The 1237-nt window shown below is 65.3% G+C and carries 2 protein-coding genes; one reads left to right on the plus strand and one right to left on the minus strand.

The annotated features are described in order from the left end of the window. The coding region (locus FJ980_RS32585; protein WP_140547556.1) for a class I SAM-dependent methyltransferase at positions 1 to 834 on the plus strand (834 nt) is incomplete at its 5' end. 18 nt (positions 835 to 852) lie between these two features. Here FJ980_RS32585 and FJ980_RS32590 read toward each other — a convergent pair. Next, on the minus strand, positions 853 to 1237 hold a 385-nt coding region (locus FJ980_RS32590; protein ID WP_140547557.1), incomplete at its 5' end, for an EAL domain-containing protein.

Consider the following 1237-nt stretch of genomic DNA (forward strand, 5'->3'; position numbering starts at 1 on the left):
GGCTTCACTGTCACCCCGCAAACGCAGGGCGATGGCTTTGACGCCGCGCTGGTGCTCGCGGGCCGCCATCGCGGCCAGAACGAGCTGCGCATCGCGGATGCGCTGGAGCGCGTCACCGAGGGCGGATTGATCGTCATTGCCGGCGGCAAGGATGATGGCATCGCCAGCCTGCGCAAGCGCATGGACGAGCTTGTGCCGCTCGAAGGCCATCTGCCCAAATATCACGGCATCGCCTTCTGGCTTCGCCGGCCGGCCGGGACGGAGACGGCAGCAGCGCTGCGTGCCGCCAATCCCGCCGGGCTGGTCGACGGCCGCTTCAGCACGGCGCCCGGCATGTTTTCCTTCGATCGTGTCGATGCCGGTTCGAAGTTGCTGGCGGACCATCTTCCGGCCGACCTGCGCGGCCATGTCGCCGATTTCTGCGCCGGCTGGGGCTATCTGGCGGCGGAGATGGAAGCGCGTTCGCCCGGCATCTCGGCACTTGATCTCTATGAGGCGGATTTCGCTTCTCTCGAAGCCGCCAAAGCCAATCTTGCCACGGCCAGCCAGTCGGTTGCGAAAGGTTTCTTCTGGACGGACCTGCAGGGGGAGCCGGTCGAGCGTCGCTACGACGCGGTCATCATGAACCCGCCTTTTCATCGCAGCCGCGCGGCCGAACCGGAGATCGGCGCCGGCCTGATCCGGGCAGCGGCAAAGGCGCTGAAGCCGGGAGCACGGCTGTACATGGTGGCGAACCGCCAGCTGCCCTACGAGCCGGCACTGGCCGCCGCCTTCTCCAGCCATGCCGAGCTCGCCCGTGACGGCATGTTCAAGGTTCTTTCCGCGCGTCGCTGACACGCAACGGCGTGACACTCAGTGCAGATTGGCGACGCGCCTCGAATCCTCGATGACTTGTCCCTCGCCGGCCATGACCGCAAGCGGCGCCGGCCGGCCGAACAGATAACCTTGCACCACCTCGCAACCGGCTGCCCTGAGCAGTGTCGCCTGGTCCTCTGTCTCGACACCCTCGGCAATGATACTGACGCCGAGTGCTCGCGAGAGGCCGACAATGGTCGATACGACGGCGCCGGAGCTCGAATCCGTATCGATGCGGCTGACGAAGGAGCGGTCGATCTTCAGCTTGCCGAATGAAAAATCGATCAGGTAGCTGAGATTGGAATAGCCGGTGCCGAAATCGTCGACGGCAACCGAGATGCCCATATCGGCAAGCTCTTTCAGGATGGCGGCGGCGCGGTCG

Origin of the sequence: Mesorhizobium sp. B1-1-5 (genome assembly GCF_006443065.1) — a bacterium.
Taxonomy (GTDB): Bacteria; Pseudomonadota; Alphaproteobacteria; order Rhizobiales; family Rhizobiaceae; genus Mesorhizobium.